Genomic DNA, 16,094 nt, shown 5'->3' on the forward strand with positions numbered 1-16,094 from the left:
GTCCAAACGCCGGATAATAGGCACCTGACCTCCCCGGGCACCCCATGACCCCCATCCCCTCCTCATTCCCGCTGCTCGCGCGCGTCGACTCGCCCGCGGACCTGCGCAAGCTGGATGAGCATGAGCTGCAGCAGCTCACCGATGAGCTGCGCGCCTACCTCATCAAGACCGTGAGCGGCGTGGGTGGGCACTTCGCCGCAGGCCTGGGCGTGGTGGAACTCACCGTGGCCTTGCACTACGTGTTCGACACCCCCCGCGACCGGCTGGTGTGGGACGTGGGCCACCAGGCCTATCCCCACAAGGTGGTCACGGGCCGGCGCGACGAGCTCGCCACCATCCGCAAGCTCGACGGCCTCGCGCCGTTCCCGCGCCGCCTCGAGAGCGAGTTCGACACCTTCGGCGTCGGCCACTCCAGCACCAGCATCAGTGCCGCCCTCGGCATGGCCATCGCCGCCCAGCAGAAGGGCGAGCATGACCGCCACGTGGTGGCGCTCATCGGCGATGGCGCCATGACCGCCGGCATGGCCTTCGAGGCCCTGAACCACGCCGGCAGCCTGAACGCGAACCTGCTGGTCGTGCTCAACGACAACGACATGTCCATCTCCGGCAACGTGGGCGCACTGTCGAACTACTTCGCCAAGGTGCTCTCCGGCCAGGTGTACGCGCACCTGCGCGAGGGCGGCAAGAAGGCGCTCTCCATCATGCCGCCGGTGAAGGAGTGGGCGCGCCGCTCGGAAGAGCACGTGAAGGGCATGGTGATGCCCGGCACGCTGTTCGAGGAGCTGGGCTTCAACTACATCGGCCCGGTGGACGGCCACAACCTGCATACCCTGGTGCAGACGCTGCGCAACATGCGCGCGCTCCGGGGTCCGCAGTTCCTGCATGTGGTCACCCGCAAGGGCAAGGGCTACGAGCCCGCCGAGAAGGACCCCATCAAGTGGCACGGTCCGTCCGCGTTCGATGCCGCCACCGGTGTCATCAAGGAGAAACCCTCCGCCGGACCCACCTACTCCGAAGTGTTCGGCCAGTGGCTCTGTGACATGGCGGCGCGGGAGCCCAAGCTCATCGCCATCACCCCCGCCATGCGCGAGGGTTCCGGCATGGTGGAGTACGCCGAGAAGTTCCCCGATCGCTACTTCGACGTGGGCATCGCCGAGCAGCATGCGGTGACGCTGGCCGCCGGCATGGCGGTGGAAGGCATGAGGCCCGTGGTGGCCATCTACTCCACCTTCCTGCAGCGCGCCTACGACCAGCTCATCCACGACGTGGCGCTGCAGAACCTGCCGGTCCTGTTCGCCATCGACCGCGCGGGCCTCGTGGGCCCGGACGGCCCGACCCATGCCGGCAGCTTCGACCTCTCCTACATGCGCTGCCTGCCGAACCTGGTGCTGATGGCGCCGGCGGACGAGGACGAATGCCGCCAGATGCTCTACACGGGCATGACGCTGGAACAGCCTTCCGCGGTGCGCTATCCGCGCGGCCGCGGGCCCGGCGTGAAGCCCGCCGGGAAGATGACCGCGCTGCCGGTGGGCAAGGCGGAGCTGCGCCGCCGCGGCAAGCAGCTGGCCCTGCTCTCCTTCGGCGCGCTCCTGGAGAACGCGCGTGCCGCCGCCGAGGCGCTGGACGCGACCCTGGTGAACATGCGCTTCGTGAAGCCGCTGGATACGGCGCTCCTGCTGGAGCTCGCCGGCAGCCACGAGGGTTTCGTGACCATCGAAGACAACGCGGTGGCCGGCGGCGCCGGTTCCGCGGTGGACGAGTTCCTGGCGGCAAGCGGCGTGAAGATGCCGCTGCTCAACCTGGGCCTGCCGGACCTGTTCCTGGAGCACGGCTCCCGCGAGGATTGCCTGGCCATGGCGGGCCTGGATGCGGAGGGCATCCGCAAGTCGATCGAAGCCTGGGTCGCCAAGAAGATGCCGCGGCAGCGCAAGGCCGCCACCTGATTTCAGTGCTTGCGGTGGAGCGCGCTGCCCTTGTGCATCGCCACGTGGTCGGTCTTGTCGCTCTTGATCTCGTACTGCGGGTCGTCGCGGCTCGCGTGATGGGTGTGACCCTTGTAGTCCGTGTCCCGGGTGTGGACCTTCACGATCTTGCCGCTGACGTGGCCCGCTTCCGAGTTCCAGCTCACGTGGTCGCCCACCTTGAACCTTGTGGTCATGCTGCTCACCTCCTTCCTTCGACCCTAGGCCGCGCACCGCGCGGGGTCAAAGCTTGACGACATAGGGCTTATGTCGCAGGACCGAAATCGGGTGGAAATCGTCGCAGCGGAGTAGTATCCTAGTAAATCACTCAGGTATGTGCGACCGCCTAACCCGCCAAACGAAACGAGGGATTTTGGCCTCCGGCGCGGCGAGCAGGAGGGAGCGTACTCTTAGCGTACGTGACCGACTGCGAGTCCGAAGCGCAACGACGCCAGAGAGCAAAAGACCCGTTTCAGGTGTAAGAAGACAAAATTCAGCGTGTCCGTGGAGAATGTGAATGAACGTCCCCAGCCAGCCTGCGAAGAAAGCCAGCGTGACCCACATCGAGGACGTGCAGTCCAGCGCCGACACGCGTCGCATCCCCATCAACAAGGTGGGCATCAAGGACATCCGCCACCCGATCCGCATCAAGGAGCGCAGCGGCGGCGAGCAGCATACGGTCGCCAACTTCAGCATGTACGTGCATCTGCCCCAGGATTTCAAGGGCACCCACATGTCCCGCTTCGTGGAGATCCTCAACAACTACGAGCGCGAGATCACCGTGGACAGCTTCAAGGAGATGCTCACGGACATGACCGAGCGCCTGGAGTCGGGTGAGGGTCACATCGCCATGACCTTCCCCTACTTCATCAACAAGAAGGCGCCGGTCTCCGGCGTGCAGAGCCTCCTGGACTACGAGGTCAGCTTCATCGGGGAACGCAAGGACGGCGAGAACTGCATGCGCATCAAGGTGGTGGTGCCGGTCACGAGCCTCTGTCCCTGCTCCAAGAAGATCTCAGCCTACGGCGCCCACAACCAGCGCTCCCACGTCACCGTGAGCTGCAAGGCCAAGGGCTTCATCTGGATCGAGGAGATCATCGACATCGTAGAGAAGGAGGCCTCCTGCGAGCTCTATGGGCTCCTGAAGCGCCCCGACGAGAAGTACGTGACCGAGCGCGCCTACGACAACCCGAAGTTCGTGGAGGACATGGTCCGGGACATCGCGGTGAAGTTCAACGCGGACGACCGCATCCGCGCCTACGTGGTGGAGTCCGAGAACTTCGAGTCCATCCACAACCATTCCGCGTACGCGATGGTCGAAAAAGACAAGGACTCGGTGTCCGCATAAGTCACTTCGACATATGTCCACAACGAAGGCCGCACATTGTGCGGCCTTTTGCTTTTATACCGAACCGTCTTGCATCAGTGACGAGACGTTTACTTGCATCCGGTGAATGCTGTGCTATACCCAACAGCTGTCACCAAACGGAACCAAGGATCTGGTTCGCACAGAACAGGTGACAAGGATGCCGGCTCCGGCCGGCTTTCATAATTCTACTTAACCCAATCGGGGGTCTACATGAAGACCAGTGTCGTTCTCTGGGCGTCGCTCGCGACTGCCTTGTCTGCTACTGCGATATCCGCCACGGCCGCACCTCGGGCCGGCTCCATGGTCGGCAATCCCGCCGGCAACGTCCGCATCCTCGAACGCGGCCAGCGGCCAGTGGTGATCCACCCGACGGTGGATGGCATCAAGATGCAGCGCGAGGAAGCCCGTGCCACCCAGAAGGCCAGACCGCGCAAGTCCGTCAACCTCACCTACCACGGTGGCGTGGGCGGCATCGGCGTCGAGACTTCTCCCAAGCTCTATCTGGTGTTCTACGGCTCCCAGTGGACCAACAACGATCCGAGCGGTGAGGCGAGCCTGCTGCAGTCCTTCTTCAGCGTGGTGGGCGGCAGCTCCTGGGCCAACTCCGTCACCCAGTACTGCCAGGGCGTCCCCAGCGGCACCACCTTCTGCAACGGCGCTGGCCAAGCGGCGGGCAATCCGTCGGGCATCCTGCAGGGCGTGTGGTTCGATTCGGGTTCTGCGGCCCCCAGCCGCCCGAGCCAGTCGCAGCTCGCCGCTGAGGCGGTGCGTGCCGCCCAGCACTTCGGCAACACCGCCGCGGGCAGCAACAACAGCACCCAGTACGTGATCGCCACCGCCACCGGCAACAGCGCCAGCGGCTTCGGCACCCAGTACTGCGCCTGGCACAGCTCAACGAGCTCCAGCTACGGCAACGTGGCTTACACGAACCTGCCGTACATCACGGATGCGGGCTCGAGCTGCGGCGCCAACTTCAACGGACTGGGTCCGAAGGCCGGCGTCACCATGGTGTCGGGCCATGAGGCGACCGAGACCATGACCGACCAGTTCCCGAACGGCGGCTGGCTCGACGGCAGCGGCGCGGAGAACGCCGACAAGTGCGCCTGGATCTCCTCGGGCCAGGGAGCTTCCGCGAACGTGAGCTTCCCCGGCGGCGGCAGCTATCCGGTGCAGTCGCTGTGGAGCAATGCGTTCAATAACGGCGCGGGTGGCTGCGTCCTGTCGTATTGATGACTGGATAACCAGAGTCCCAGGGGTTTTTGGGCCGGAGGCGGCGACGCCTCCGGCCTTTTTATCTGCATATGCACAGGCATGGACGGTTGCTGTTCGCCAAGAAACTTCCATCGGCTGATATAAAAGAGCCGCACATCATGCGGATTTTCACGCTTCCACGAAATTTACTTCATCGGCTCGCTTTTAGCGGCCACACAAGCTTGCAAGCCTTGAATCCTATGCTATATCCCTTAGCGGTCACCGCAGGCAAACAACAACAAGGTGACAACGAGCCGGATATAACGCCGGCGCTACACAATCCATCACCCACTCGGGGGTTACATGAAGACGTCGAAACTGCTGTTGCAGGCAGCGATCACCGCTGCCGTATCCGTTCCTGCGCTCTCTTCCGCCGCCAGCCTGGCTCATCAGGAACGGGGCATGGTGGCGAACAACGTGCCGGCCATCGTCGCCAAGTCGCACCTCGTCGGCCGTCACAACCCGGCGGGCAACCTTTCGCTCATCGTGAGCCTCAAGCTGCACAACACCGGCCAGCTGGAGAGCTTCCTGCGCGACGTGCAGGACCCCTACAGCCCCAACTACCACCACTTCCTCACGCCGCAGACGTTCACCGAGCAGTACGGCCCGACCCGTGACGAGGTCGCCGCCGTCAGCGAGTTCCTGAGCCGCAACGGCATCCGTGTCACGGACGTGTCCGAGAATCGCATGCTGATCCACGCCCAGGGCCAGGTCGCCGCGGTGGAACGCGCCATGGGCGTGACCATCAACGACTACAGCTACGGCGTGCGCCGCTTCTTCGCGGCGTCCTCCAACCCGCGCCTGCCGGCGGAGGTCGCTTCCTCCGTGCGGTCGGTGATGGGCCTCAGCAACTCCGACGTGATGCGCCCGCACCTGGTGATGTCGCCCAACGGCAAGCCGGGCGGCGGCGGGACCCCGGCGGGCTTCTCGCCCAACCAGATCGCCACCGCCTACAACTGGCCCTCGGTGACCAGCACCGCCAACGGCGCCGGTGTGAAGATCGCGGTGGCCACGGCATTCACCTACAAGAGCTCGGACCTCACGAGTTTCTGGAGCCAGTACGGCCTGCCGAGCCACAGCGTGACCGCGATCGCGGTGGACGGCACCACACGCAAGACCGACGTGGAGACCACCCTGGACATCCAGCGCAGCGCCGCCATGGCGCCGGGCGCCGCGATCCTGGTGTACGAGGCCGCCAACGCCCAGCTCACCACCTTCACGGACTGCTACAACAAGGTGGTGACGGACAACCAGGCGGATGTGATGACCACCAGCTGGGGCCTGGATGAGAACAGCACCCCGGTGTCCAGCATGCAGGCGGATGACGCGATCTTCGCCCAGGCCTCGGCCCAGGGCATCGCGCTGTTCGCCGCGGCGGGCGACAACGGCGCCTCCGACGGCACCAGCGACTCCGACAATGCCGACTTCCCGGCCTCGGACCCGCACGTGACCGCCGCGGGCGGCACGCACCTGGTGCTGGCCAGCAACGGCAGCATCTCCAGCGAGACGGTGTGGAGCGGCAGCGGCGGCGCGGACAGCGTGCAGTTCGGCCAGCAGTCCTGGCAGGCGGTGCGCAACGTGCCGCAGAACGGCCATCGCGTGAGCTCGGACCTGTCCATGGACGCCGACCCCAACACCGGCTACTCGGTGCTGAGCGGCGGCCGCTGGGCAGTGTACGGCGGCACCAGCTTCGTGGCGCCGGAACTCGCGGGCCTGTTCGCGGTGCGGGTGGGCCAGGTGGGCCGCCTGGGCCAGGTGAACGCGCTGATCTACGCGAACGCCGGCACGAGCAACTACTCGACCGACTTCCACGACATCACCTCGGGCAGCAACGGCTTCAGCGCCGCGGCCTTCTGGGACTATCCCACGGGCTGGGGCACGCCGAATGCGTCGAGCCTGATCTCGCACATCAACTAAATAGAAGATTTTGAGAAAACTGAGGCCGGAGGTGGCGACACCTCCGGCCTTTTATTTAGGCCGCTCACTGCGGGTGAGGCGCTCGATCATCCCGCGCATGAACATCTTGTGGAAGCGCAGCTGGCAGGACATGGTGAGCTGCTCCAGCAGGGTGGCGCTCACCTTCAGCACCGAGCAGGCGCTCTTGGCCACGATCGCGGAAGTGCTCTTCTTGCCGCCCATGGCGGCGGCCTCGCCGAAGCAGTCACCCTCGTGCAGGCGGCCCACGGCCTTGTTCTGGCGGCGCACCTCCGCCTCGCCGGATACCACCAGCAGGAAGGCATCGTCCATGTCTCCTTCCACCAGGATGGACTCGTCCATGCCGTAGCTGTGCCAGCGGCCGGCCTGGAGGATCTCGAAGATCTCGGGATAGGTGAAGTCCTTGAAGAACGGCAGGCGGCGCAGCATGGAGAAACGCTCCTGCTCCGCCATCTCCTGGTCCAGCTGGTCTAGCTTGCGCACCGCCTGGGAGAGCGCGGTCGCGAACTCGATGCCGCTCTGGTAGCGCTTGGCGGGGTCCTTGGAGATGGCCTTGGAGACCACCTCCTCCAGCACCGTCGGCACGTCGGGACGCAGGCGATGCAGCGGCGGCGGCGTGGCGTAGATGATCTGGTGCACGAGCTTGGACAGGTTGTCCCCGTAGTAGGGGCGCTTGCCCGAGAGCAGCTCGTACATGACCACGCCGAGTGAGTAGAGGTCGGTCTGCACCGAGGCCGGCGCGTGGCGCATCTGTTCCGGGGCCATGTAGCTCGGGGAGCCGACGAGGCCCTTGACCTGGGCCTCCTCGTTGCCGGCCATCTGGGCCACGCCGAAGTCCACGATGCGTACGTCGCCCTCGACCGTGAACATGATGTTGCCGGGCTTGATGTCGCGGTGGATGAGGCCGTTGCGGTGGGCATAGTCCAGCGCCTTGGCGCACTTGAACACCACTTCCACCACCTTGCGCACCGGCAGCAGGTTCTCGATGCGGCAGAAGGTGGTGAGCGGCTTGGCGCCGCGCACATACTCCATGACCACGAAGCAGTGGCCGGCGTCCTCGCCCGCGTCGTAGATGGGCAGGATGTTGGGGTGCTGCATCTTGCCGACGAGGTAAGCCTCGTTGAAGAACAGCTTGCGCCGGGTGCGGGCATCCGCCTCCGGCACGTTCTCGTCCAGGCTGTAGAGCTTGAGGGCCACGTCCTTGCCCAGGAACGAGTCGTGGCACAGGTACACCGTGCCGGTGGTGCCCCGGCCGAGTTCCTGCGTGACCACGAATTTCCCGAGCTTGGCGGGTATCGCCCCCATCCCTAGTTCCCTTTTGTCAGTTCCACCAGTGTTGCAGACCGGCGCCCGCCGCGTCCAGCGGGGACTCAGCCGTTCAGCAGGCGGGCTGATACGTTCAGCAACACGCAGGCGATGAGCGCCGCCGCCACATCATCCAGCATGATTCCCACCCCACCCTTGATGCGCCGGTCCAGCCATCGGATGGGCCATGGCTTCCAGATGTCGAATAGCCGGAACAGCAGGAAACCGCCCAGCATCCACGCCCAGCCGAAAGGCAGGCCCAGCATGGCGATGAGATAGCCCACGATCTCGTCCCACACCACGCCCTTGGGATCGTCCAGGCCGGTGTTGGCGGCGGTATATCCGCAGATGAACACGCCCGCCACGAGCATGGCCGCCAGCGCCGCCAGATACACGGTGTCCCCTGCCTGTGCGAGCAGCACATATATAGGTATCGCCACCAAGGTGCCGGCGGTGCCAGGCGCCTTGGGGGCGAGGCCCGCACCGAAGCCGTAGGCCAGGAGGTGCACCGGATGCGTGAATACCTGGCGTGCGCTTAAGTTCCCCATGGTCATCCTTCTAGAAGTGCCGGTAGCCCGCGTGTGGATATTCATGCAGCCGCCCCGCCGCGTCCACGCAGTGGATGCCGGGCTGCGCCTCGATGCTGCCGATGCAGGCCACGGGACAGCCGGTCTCTTTCATGCGTTGCTCCACCGCCGATGCCTGGGCCGCGCGCACTGTGAAGCAGAGTTCATAGTCATCGCCGCCCGTGAGCGCGAGGCGGCAGGCCTCGTCCTGGCCATGGAGTTGCAGTAGTTCCGGTGAGAGGGGCAGCTTGTCCAACGCCAGCTTCGCGCCGTGATGGCGCGCTTCCATGAGATGCGCAAGGTCCGCCAAGAGGCCGTCCGAGACATCGATCGCGGCGCTGGCGAGACCCCGAAGCGCCTCGCCCGCCGCGAGGCGCGGCTCCGGATATGCGAAGCGCCGCACGCAAGCGTGCTGCATGTCCGCCTTGCCCGCCTGCAATAACTTCAGGCCTGCCGCCGCGTCACCGGGATGGCCGGTGACGTAGACGAGGTCGCCGGGCTGCGCGCCGGCACGGGTGAGCGCCCGGCCCTTAGGCACAAAGCCCTGGACCGTGAGGGTGATGTTGAGCGGCCCGCGCGCCACGTTGCCGCCCACCAGCGCCACGCCGTGGCGCTTCGCGAGGGCGAAGAAGCCGCGGCTGAAGGCCGTGAGCCAGGCTTCGTCCGCCCCGGGCAGCGTGAGTGCCATGAGCACCCACGCGGGCTTGGCGCCCATGGCCGCGAGGTCGCTCAGGTTCGAAGCGAGGGCACGGTGGCCGATGGCCTCGGGATCGAGGTCTGGCGGGAAGTGCACGCCCGGCACCAGGGAATCGGTGCTGACGGCGAGTTCCTGGTCCGGCGGCACCCTGAGCAGCGCCGCGTCGTCGCCGATGCCCAGCACCACGTCGTCCCGCCTCACCGCCGGTGCGGCGAAGTGGCGGCGGATGAGCTCGAACTCGTCCATACGGAGCGGGTCAGCGCGCGGCGCGTTCCGCCTGGCGCAGCCCGGCGGAGGTCTTGTCCAGCACGGCGTTGATGTACTTGTGGCTATCCTCGGCGCCGAAGCCCTTGGCGAGCTCCATGGCTTCGTTCAACACCACCCGATAGGGCACATCGATGCGGGACTTGAGCTCATAGGTGCCGATGAGCAGGATGCCGCGCTCGATGGGATCGATCTGCTCCACCGGCCTGTCCAGGTGCGGCTGGAACAGGGCCTGCAGCCCGGCGCTGTCGCCGATGACGCCCTTCACCAGCTCCTGGAAGTACTCGCCATCCACATCCTTGGTGTTCTGGCTCGCCTCGAGTTCGGCGATCAGCTCGCGGGCATCGGTGCCGTTGAGCTGCCATTGGTAGAGACCCTGCAGCGCGAGGCGCCTGGCCTTGCCCCGGGCGCGCGCGCCCTGCGAGTTGCCGGCCATGCTTCAGCCCTCCAGCTTGCGCAGGAGGTCGGCCATCTCGATGGCCGCGAGCGCCGCATCGGCGCCCTTGTTGCCGTGCTTGCCGCCGGCCCGCTCGGTGGCCTGCTCCAGGTCATCGCAGGTGAGCACGCCGAACACCACCGGCAAGCCGCTGTCACGGGCCGCCTCCGACACGCCGCGGGCGCACTCGCCTGCCACGTAGTCGAAATGGGGGGTACCGCCGCGGATGACGGCGCCGAGGCAGATGACGGCCTCGTAGCTATTGCTCAGGGCGAGCTTGCGGGCGGCGAGCGGGATCTCGAAGGCGCCGGGCACGCGCACCACGTCCAGGTCCTGGGCGCTGATGCCGGCCTCGGTGAGGGTCTGCAGGGCCCCCGCCACGAGCTTGTCCACCACGAAGTGGTTGAAGCGCGCCGCGACGATGGCGATGCGCAGGCCTTTGGCGGAGCGTCCGCCTTCTATTGTTCTGTGCCCGGCCATAGGAAAGAGCTTTGAAAAGTCAGGAAGCTATTTTAACTTAGAAATCATCTTCACGGACTTAAGAAACAAAGTGCCCTAAAAATTGGAGATTTTAGCCGCTGGCGAAGCAAAAATCCCCGAGCCACCGGAGCGTACTCCGAGTGTACGTGAGGATTGTGAGGGGATTTTTAACGAAGCCAGGGGGCAAAAGATCAATGTTTAGGGTCAGTCCGGAGTGACGTACTCCACGACTTCCAGGCCAAAGCCCGAGAGACCGTGCATCTTCTTGGGCTGGCTGAGCACGCGCATGCGTGTCACCCCCAAGTCCAGCAGAATCTGGGCACCGACGCCGTAGGTGCGAAGGTCCGCCGCCCCCGGCTTCTCCTCGGCTGCGGCGCCGCCGGCCTGCAGCCGCTGCATGAGTTCGCCCGGCTCCTCCGGCTGGCGCAGCACCACCAGCACCCCGCCCTCCTTCGCGATCTTCTGGAGCGCCTTGCGCAACGGCAGCCCCAGGCTGTCCCAGTTCACGCCCAGCATGTCTCCCAGGGTGTCCTGCAGGTGCACGCGCACCAGGGTGGGCCCGCCGGCCTCGATCTTCCCGGCGGTGAGCGCGAGGTGCATGGCCTTGCTGACCCGGTCCTCGTAGGCCACCAGATTGAACTCGCCGAACTCGGTGGGCACGCTGCGCTCCGCCACCCGCTGCACCGTCTTCTCCTTCTCGATGCGGTAGCGGATGAGGTCGGCGATGGTGCCGATCTTGAGGCCGTGCTGTTGGGCGAACTTCTCGAGGTCCGGACGGCGCGCCATGCTGCCGTCCTCGTTCAGGATCTCGACGATCACTGCCGCCGGTTCGAGACCCGCGAGGCGCGCCAGGTCGCAGCCCGCCTCGGTGTGGCCGGCGCGGGTGAGCACGCCGCCCGGCTGGGCCATGAGCGGAAAGATGTGGCCGGGCTGCTTCAGGTCCTGAGGCCCCGCGTCCGGCTTCACTGCGGTGCGAACGGTGTGGGCGCGGTCGTGGGCCGAGATGCCGGTGGTGACGCCCTGAGCCGCCTCGATGGAGAGGGTGAAATTGGTGGTCTGCTGGCTGTCGGTGTCGCTCACCATGAGCGGCAGCCGGAGCTGCCGGCAGCGCTCACGGGTCAAGGTGAGGCAGATGAGGCCGCGCCCGTAGCGCGCCATGAAGTTGATGTCCTCTGCACGGCACATCTGCGCTGCCATGATGAGGTCGCCCTCGTTCTCCCGGTCCTCGTCGTCCATGATGACGACCATGCGCCCGGCGGCGAGCTCGGCGAGGATGTCCTCCACGCGATCCAGCTTGCCGCTCACGGCGCACGCCCCGCCAGCATGCGCTCCACGTAGCGCGCCACCACGTCCACCTCCAGGTTCACGCGGCTGCCGGGCTGGTAGCTGCCGAAGACGGTGTGGGCCATGGTATGGGGGATGATGTTCACGTCGAAGGTGTCACCCTGCACTGCGTTCACGGTGAGGCTGACGCCGTCCACCGCCACGGAGCCCTTGTGGGCGATGTACCTGGCGAGTCCCGCCGGCACCTGGATGTCGAAGCGCACCGAGCGCGCCTCCTCGCGGCGGGACTTCACGGTCCCCAAGCCATCCACGTGGCCGCTGACGAGGTGCCCGCCCAGGGGTGTGCTCAAGGTCAGGGACTTCTCCAAGTTCACGGGGGAACCGGGCTCGAGGCCGCCCAGCGTGGTGAGAGAGAGGGTCTCCCGGGACACGTCCGCATCGAAGCCCTGCTCGCGCCTGGCGATGACCGTGAGGCAGCAGCCGCTGACGCAGATGCTGTCCCCCACCTTCACGTCCTGCATGGAGAGGCCGCCGATGGACAGTCGCAGGTCACCGCCCGTGGGCGTGAGCGCCTCCACTTTGCCGACTGCCTGGATGATGCCGGTGAACACTACTGCTTCTGCTTGGGCCGCAGGATCAGCCGCATGTCCGGGCCGGTCATGCGCGCGTCCACGATCTCGAGCTCGCGACGCTCCTGCATGGAACTGATGCCCGGCAGGCTGAACATGCCGCGGGCCTTGTCGCCGAGCAGGCTCGGGCACACGTAGAGGATGAGCTCGTCCAGGAGGCCCGCCTCCAGCAGCGCGCCGTTCATGCCGGCACCCGCCTCCATCAGCACCTCGTTGCACTCGAGCTCCGCGAGGGTCTCGAGGATGGCCTTGAGGTCCATGAAGCCGCGCCGCTCCGGGAACACCTGGATGTTGGCGCCGATGGCGTTGAGGGCCTCATGCTCCTCCGGGTCGTCCACGCCGGTGGCGATGTAGACCAGGTCGGGGTTGAGCTTGAACACCTTGGCGTCCACCGGCGTGCTCAGGTTCGTGTCCACGACCACCTTCTTGGGCTGGCGCCACTCGCCCGGCAGGCGCACGGTGAAGGTGGGGTCGTCCGCCAGCAGCGTGCCGATGCCCGTGAGCACCGCAGAGCTGCGCGCGCGCCAGCGGTGCACGTCCTCGCGGGAGGCATCGCTGCTGATCCACTTGCTCTCGCCGTTGGTGAGCGCGGTGCGCCCGTCCAGGCTCGCGGCTAGCTTGCTGCGCACCCAGGGGCGGCCGCGGGTCATGCGGCTGATGAAGCCGGGGTTGAGCGCCTTAGCCTGCGCGGCCATGAGGCCCTCGTCCACCCGCACGCGCGCGGCGGTGAGGCGCTCGAAGCCCTTGCCGGACACCTCGGGATTGGGATCGCCCATGGCCGCCACCACGCGGGTGATGCCTGCGGCGGCCACGGCGTCCGCGCAGGGCGGTGTCTTGCCCTGGTGGGAGCAGGGTTCCAGCGTCACATATAAGGTGGCGCCCTTGGCCTCGCCGCCGGCATCCTGGATGGCCAGTATCTCGGCGTGGGCTTCGCCCGCGGTCTTGTGGAAGCCGCGGCCCACCACCTTGCCGTCCTTCACCACTACGGCGCCGACGCGCGGGTTGGGATCGGTGGTGTAGAGGCCGCGCTCGGCGAGCTGCAGGGCTTCGGCCATGAAGCGGGAGTCATCGGTCGTGAAATCGGTCATGGGTTCACTTCTTCTTTTCGTCTTCCGGCAATAACGGCATCTGCTCGCGTTCCAGCGCGGCGCGGGCCGACTCGCCCTGCAGCCGCTCGATCTCCTCGCGGAACTCGTTCACGTCCTGGAAGCTGCGGTATACCGAGGCGAAGCGCACATAGGCCACCTCGTCCAGCACCCTCAGCTCCTCCATCACCCAGTCGCCGAGCTGGCGCGACTTGATCTCACGCTCACCGGCCACCTGCAGGCGGTGGATGATGCGGGACAGCGCCGCCTCCATGGCCTCGGTGCTGACCGGGCGCTTCTCCAGCGCGCGGGTCATGCCGGAGCGCAGCTTCTGCTCGTCGTAGGGCTCGCGGTTGCCGTCGTTCTTGACGATGCGCGGCATCACGAGCTCGGCGCTCTCGAAAGTGGTGAAACGCTCGCCGCACTTCTCGCACTCGCGGCGGCGGCGCACCTGCTGCCCCTCGCCCGCGAGGCGCGAGTCGATCACTTTCGTGTCTTCGTGGTTGCAGAACGGGCAGTGCACGGCGCGTCCGTCAGAACTTCACGCTACCGCCGTACACCGGGAACTTCTTGCACATGGCCAGCACCTTCTGCCGGGTATCGGCGATGACCTTCTCGTCGCCCATGTGGTCCAGGATGTCTGCGATCCAGCCGGACAGCTCGCGGAACTCGGCCTCCTTGAAGCCGCGGGTGGTGGACGCGGGCGAACCCAGACGCAGGCCCGAGGTGACCATGGGCGGGCGCGGGTCATTCGGCACCGCGTTCTTGTTCACGGTGATGTTGGCCGCATGCAGGGCCGCATCCGCGTCCTTGCCGGTGATGTCCTTGCGCACCAGGTCCAGCAGGAACAGGTGGTTGTCGGTGCCGCCAGAGACCACGTCGTAGCCGCGCTTGATCAGCGCGTCGGCCATGGCGCGGGAGTTGTCCAGCACCTGCTTCTGGTAGGCCTTGAACTCCGGCTGCAGGGCCTCGAGGAAGGCCACCGCCTTGGCGGCGATCACGTGCATGAGCGGGCCGCCCTGGGAGCCGGGGAACACCATGGAGTTGAGCTTCTTCTCGATCTCCTCGTTGGCGCGGGCCAGGATCAGGCCGCCGCGCGGGCCGCGCAACGTCTTGTGGGTGGTAGTGGTGGTCACGTCCGCATGGGGCACCGGGTCGGGGTAGTAGCCGGCGGCCACCAGGCCCGCGACGTGCGCCATGTCCACGAACAGGTATGCTCCGACGGAGTCGGCGATGGTGCGGAACTTCTGCCAGTCGATGCGACGGCTGTAGGCGGAGAAGCCCGCCACGATCATCTTGGGCTTATGTTCATCGGCGAGCTTCTGCACCTGGGCGTAGTCGATCTCGCCGGTCTTAGTGTCGATGCCGTACTGCACGGCGTTGAACACCTTGCCCGAGAGGTTGACCTTGGCGCCGTGGGTGAGGTGGCCGCCATGGGCCAGGCTCATGCCGAGGATGGTATCGCCGGGCTTGAGCAGCGCGAAGTACACCGCCGCGTTGGCCTGGGAACCGGAATGGGGCTGCACGTTGGCGTAGGCGGAGCCGAACAGCTTCTTGGCACGCTCGATGGCGAGGCGCTCGGCCACGTCCACGTACTCGCAGCCGCCGTAGTAGCGCTTGCCGGGATAGCCTTCCGCGTACTTGTTGGTCATCACCGAGCCCTGGGCCGCCAGCACCCGGGGGCTGACATAATTCTCGGAGGCGATGAGCTCGATGTTCTCCTCCTGGCGGCGCAACTCGTCGCGCAGGGCATCATTGAGTTCGTCGTCGAACCCGGCGATCTGCATGTCGGGAGTGAACATTCGGAAGGCTCCGCGGGATGGGTGATCAGCGGCGCCTATTTTACAGCAGCGCCAAAGGCTACGTGGCTAAAAAAGACTCAAGCACCCCATTCCAGCCCAGGGCGATGTTCGTGCGGTTATAGCCCCCTCCCCCCATGCCCACGATGCGGCCATGGCCCAGCTCCTCGGCGATGGCGCAGAGCCGCGTGGCGGCGTGCGCATGGGCCGCGGGCGTGAAGCGCAGGTGGGTGATGGGATCACCGGCGATGCTGTCGGCACCGCACTGGAACAGGATGAACTCCGGTTTGCCGGCCTTCAGGTACTCCTCCACCCACTCCCAGGCGCGGCGGAACTCCGCGTCCCCCGAACCCGGCGGGAGCGGCAGGTTGAGCTTGGTGCCCTTGGCCGGGCCCGCACCGGTCTCGCCCGCAGCACCGGTACCGGGATAGAGGAAGCGGCCGTCCTCATGCAGGTCGGCGAACAGGAGGTCCGGGTCGTCCTCGAAGGAGTAGAACACCCCATCGCCGTGGTGCGCGTCGATGTCGACATAAGAGATGCGGCGCAGGCCATGCCGGCGGCGCAGCGACTCGATGGCGACACCGATGTCATCCAGCACGCAGAAGCCGGCGGCATGGGCGCGCGCCGCGTGGTGCAGCCCAGCGATGGGCACGAAGGCACGGCGCCACTCCCCCGCCATCACACCGTCCACCGCATTTAACGTTGCGCCCACCACCTCGCAGGCCGCTTCATATATACCCTGCTGCGCGGGCGTGTCACCCTCGTCCAGCCAGCCATCGCCCCGGTGGCTCGCCTCCTCGGCGAAGCCCAGGAAGTCACGGGAGTGAAACATCTCGAGCTGCTCGCGCGCGGCCGGCTGCACCGGGACGGCGTGCACGCGCTTGTCCAGACCGCGGGCGCAGCTCTCGCGCCAGAAGGCGCTGAAGCGGTCATGGCCGAAGGGGTGGCCCTCGCCGAAGCCGTAGTGCGCCTGGCGGGGGTCCTGGCACACGCCCACCTTGAGCAGGGAATCCGGCATTTGACACACACCTCC

General features: G+C 66.4%; 16 protein-coding genes. 4 read left to right on the plus strand and 12 right to left on the minus strand.

The features are described from left to right. Positions 1-44: 44 nt before the first annotated feature. Positions 45-1,943 (plus strand): 1-deoxy-D-xylulose-5-phosphate synthase, encoded by a 1,899-nt coding sequence (gene dxs, locus VF651_03300; protein HEX7964724.1) that lies wholly within the window; start codon positions 45-47, stop codon positions 1,941-1,943. 2 nt (positions 1,944-1,945) lie between these two features. On the opposite strand, the gene VF651_03305 is transcribed toward dxs, so the two are convergent. Further along, entirely contained in the window at positions 1,946-2,158 is a 213-nt protein-coding gene (locus VF651_03305) for a DUF2945 domain-containing protein (protein HEX7964725.1), read from the minus strand. 320 nt (positions 2,159-2,478) lie between these two features. Between VF651_03305 and folE2 the strand changes: the two genes are divergently transcribed. The 3 genes from folE2 to VF651_03320 all read left to right on the plus strand — a co-directional run bounded on the left by folE2 (position 2,479) and on the right by VF651_03320 (position 6,498). Next, positions 2,479-3,309, plus strand: coding sequence for a GTP cyclohydrolase FolE2 (gene folE2 / locus VF651_03310; GenBank protein ID HEX7964726.1), 831 nt, complete (start codon positions 2,479-2,481; stop codon positions 3,307-3,309). Between the two features lie 321 nt (positions 3,310-3,630). Beyond that, positions 3,631-4,560 (plus strand): hypothetical protein, encoded by a 930-nt coding sequence (locus tag VF651_03315; GenBank protein ID HEX7964727.1) that lies wholly within the window; start codon positions 3,631-3,633, stop codon positions 4,558-4,560. Positions 4,561-4,884: 324 nt separating this feature from the next. Then, positions 4,885-6,498 carry a S53 family peptidase gene (locus VF651_03320; GenBank protein HEX7964728.1) on the plus strand — a complete coding sequence of 538 codons (1,614 nt, stop codon included), beginning with the start codon at positions 4,885-4,887 and terminating at the stop codon, positions 6,496-6,498. A 51-nt stretch (positions 6,499-6,549) separates the two neighbouring features. Here VF651_03320 and VF651_03325 read toward each other — a convergent pair whose 3' ends face one another. From VF651_03325 to VF651_03375, 11 genes are all read right to left on the minus strand, one after another. Further along, positions 6,550-7,821, minus strand: a complete 1,272-nt coding sequence (locus tag VF651_03325) for a serine/threonine-protein kinase (GenBank protein HEX7964729.1) — start codon at positions 7,819-7,821, stop codon at positions 6,550-6,552. A 65-nt stretch (positions 7,822-7,886) separates the two neighbouring features. After that, on the minus strand, positions 7,887-8,369 hold the full coding sequence (locus VF651_03330) for a phosphatidylglycerophosphatase A (protein ID HEX7964730.1): 483 nt from the start codon (positions 8,367-8,369) through the stop codon (positions 7,887-7,889). A gap of 10 nt (positions 8,370-8,379) precedes the next feature. Beyond that, on the minus strand, positions 8,380-9,330 hold the full coding sequence (gene thiL, locus VF651_03335; protein HEX7964731.1) for a thiamine-phosphate kinase: 951 nt from the start codon (positions 9,328-9,330) through the stop codon (positions 8,380-8,382). A 10-nt stretch (positions 9,331-9,340) separates the two neighbouring features. Then, positions 9,341-9,784: a transcription antitermination factor NusB gene (gene nusB, locus VF651_03340; protein ID HEX7964732.1), complete on the minus strand. Its 444-nt coding sequence runs from the start codon at positions 9,782-9,784 to the stop codon at positions 9,341-9,343. 3 nt (positions 9,785-9,787) lie between these two features. Next, on the minus strand, positions 9,788-10,264 hold the full coding sequence (gene ribE, locus VF651_03345; protein HEX7964733.1) for a 6,7-dimethyl-8-ribityllumazine synthase: 477 nt from the start codon (positions 10,262-10,264) through the stop codon (positions 9,788-9,790). A gap of 204 nt (positions 10,265-10,468) precedes the next feature. Further along, the gene (gene ribBA, locus VF651_03350; protein HEX7964734.1) at positions 10,469-11,569 is read right to left on the minus strand and encodes a bifunctional 3,4-dihydroxy-2-butanone-4-phosphate synthase/GTP cyclohydrolase II; all 1,101 of its coding nucleotides are present in this window, start codon (positions 11,567-11,569) and stop codon (positions 10,469-10,471) included. After that, positions 11,566-12,159, minus strand: coding sequence for a riboflavin synthase (locus tag VF651_03355; GenBank protein HEX7964735.1), 594 nt, complete (start codon positions 12,157-12,159; stop codon positions 11,566-11,568). Before VF651_03355 ends, ribBA begins: the two co-directional genes overlap by 4 nt. Then, a complete protein-coding gene (gene ribD, locus VF651_03360; protein ID HEX7964736.1) occupies positions 12,159-13,265 on the minus strand; it encodes a bifunctional diaminohydroxyphosphoribosylaminopyrimidine deaminase/5-amino-6-(5-phosphoribosylamino)uracil reductase RibD in 1,107 nt (368 codons plus the stop codon). The genes VF651_03355 and ribD overlap by 1 nt, the downstream gene beginning before the upstream one ends. A 4-nt stretch (positions 13,266-13,269) precedes the next feature. Further along, positions 13,270-13,785: a transcriptional regulator NrdR gene (nrdR, locus tag VF651_03365; protein ID HEX7964737.1), complete on the minus strand. Its 516-nt coding sequence runs from the start codon at positions 13,783-13,785 to the stop codon at positions 13,270-13,272. A gap of 10 nt (positions 13,786-13,795) precedes the next feature. Next, entirely contained in the window at positions 13,796-15,064 is a 1,269-nt protein-coding gene (glyA, locus tag VF651_03370; protein HEX7964738.1) for a serine hydroxymethyltransferase, read from the minus strand. A 58-nt stretch (positions 15,065-15,122) separates the two neighbouring features. After that, positions 15,123-16,079: an acetoin utilization protein AcuC gene (locus tag VF651_03375; protein HEX7964739.1), complete on the minus strand. Its 957-nt coding sequence runs from the start codon at positions 16,077-16,079 to the stop codon at positions 15,123-15,125. Positions 16,080-16,094 lie beyond the last annotated feature (15 nt).

Source organism: Gammaproteobacteria bacterium (genome assembly GCA_036383255.1).
In the GTDB taxonomy this organism is placed as follows: Bacteria; Pseudomonadota; Gammaproteobacteria; order Natronospirales; family REEB76; genus DASUBN01.

Coding starts and splice junctions, on each gene's coding strand:
- VF651_03315 (HEX7964727.1), top strand. CDS start 3,631: ATGGTCGGCAATCCCGCCGGCAACGTCCGCATCCTCGAACGCGGCCAG.
- glyA (HEX7964738.1), bottom strand. CDS start 15,064: ATGTTCACTCCCGACATGCAGATCGCCGGGTTCGACGACGAACTCAAT.
- ribE (HEX7964733.1), bottom strand. CDS start 10,264: ATGGCCGGGCACAGAACAATAGAAGGCGGACGCTCCGCCAAAGGCCTG.
- VF651_03305 (HEX7964725.1), bottom strand. CDS start 2,158: ATGACCACAAGGTTCAAGGTGGGCGACCACGTGAGCTGGAACTCGGAA.
- thiL (HEX7964731.1), bottom strand. CDS start 9,330: ATGGACGAGTTCGAGCTCATCCGCCGCCACTTCGCCGCACCGGCGGTG.
- ribD (HEX7964736.1), bottom strand. CDS start 13,265: ATGACCGATTTCACGACCGATGACTCCCGCTTCATGGCCGAAGCCCTG.
- folE2 (HEX7964726.1), top strand. CDS start 2,479: ATGAACGTCCCCAGCCAGCCTGCGAAGAAAGCCAGCGTGACCCACATC.
- VF651_03325 (HEX7964729.1), bottom strand. CDS start 7,821: ATGGGGGCGATACCCGCCAAGCTCGGGAAATTCGTGGTCACGCAGGAA.
- dxs (HEX7964724.1), top strand. CDS start 45: ATGACCCCCATCCCCTCCTCATTCCCGCTGCTCGCGCGCGTCGACTCG.
- VF651_03375 (HEX7964739.1), bottom strand. CDS start 16,079: ATGCCGGATTCCCTGCTCAAGGTGGGCGTGTGCCAGGACCCCCGCCAG.
- nusB (HEX7964732.1), bottom strand. CDS start 9,784: ATGGCCGGCAACTCGCAGGGCGCGCGCGCCCGGGGCAAGGCCAGGCGC.
- VF651_03330 (HEX7964730.1), bottom strand. CDS start 8,369: ATGGGGAACTTAAGCGCACGCCAGGTATTCACGCATCCGGTGCACCTC.
- VF651_03320 (HEX7964728.1), top strand. CDS start 4,885: ATGAAGACGTCGAAACTGCTGTTGCAGGCAGCGATCACCGCTGCCGTA.